Origin of the sequence: Streptomyces tricolor, assembly GCF_002155905.1 — a bacterium.
In the GTDB taxonomy this organism is placed as follows: Bacteria; Actinomycetota; Actinomycetes; order Streptomycetales; family Streptomycetaceae; genus Streptomyces; species Streptomyces tricolor.
The window spans coordinates 1-650 of sequence record NZ_MUMF01001061.1 but is presented as its reverse complement, the minus strand read 5'-3'; the positions used below and the strand labels follow the sequence as shown (position 1 = coordinate 650).

At 70.8% G+C, this 650-nt stretch carries 1 pseudogene; it reads right to left on the bottom strand.

From position 1 onward, the window contains the following. Positions 1–477: pseudogene (locus tag CCN44_RS42720) on the bottom strand (ADP-ribosylglycohydrolase family protein); the annotation flags it as partial. Positions 478–650 lie beyond the last annotated feature (173 nt).

Genomic DNA, 650 nt, shown 5'->3' with positions numbered 1-650 from the left:
CGGCGTAGGCGGCGGCCGGGTTGGCGGCGTTGACCAGGCCGACCGGGGTCATGTACATCGCGGCGCCGCAGTTGACGATGTTGCCGACGCCCGCCTCCCGGGGATCGGCGTGGCCGTACGCCAGCCGGGCCACCAGCCACTTCTCGGCCAGGAAGAGGCGGTGCAGCGGCAGGGCCTCGGCCTCCAGCTCGGGGATCCAGCGTTGGGTGGTCATCAGGTCCGGGACCAGGTGATCGGCGATCGCGTAGGCGTCGAGGTGGTCGCGGACACGGTCGTAGACCCGGATCAGCGCGTGCGTCATCAAGGTGTCGTCGGTGACGTGGCCGTCGCCCTTGTGGTACGGCGCGATGGGGCGGGCGGTGCGCCAGGCGTCGCCGTGCCAGGGGCCGACGACACCGCGCACGCGACCGCCGTGGCGTTCGGCGATCTGCTCGNNAGGGCGTCGCCGACGGCGGCTCCGACCAGGGCGGCGGTGATGCGGTCGGCGAGGGTGTGCGGGATGCTTTGTTCGGATTTCGTGGACTGTCGCGAATGTGTGGTCTGTTGGTGGTCTGTTGACTCTTCGGGTGCCATGCCCCGAATCATCCTCCTGGGCGGGCCGGTTGCGCGGCTTCCAGGAGTCCGGCGAGTTCCACCAGGTCGGTGCCGGC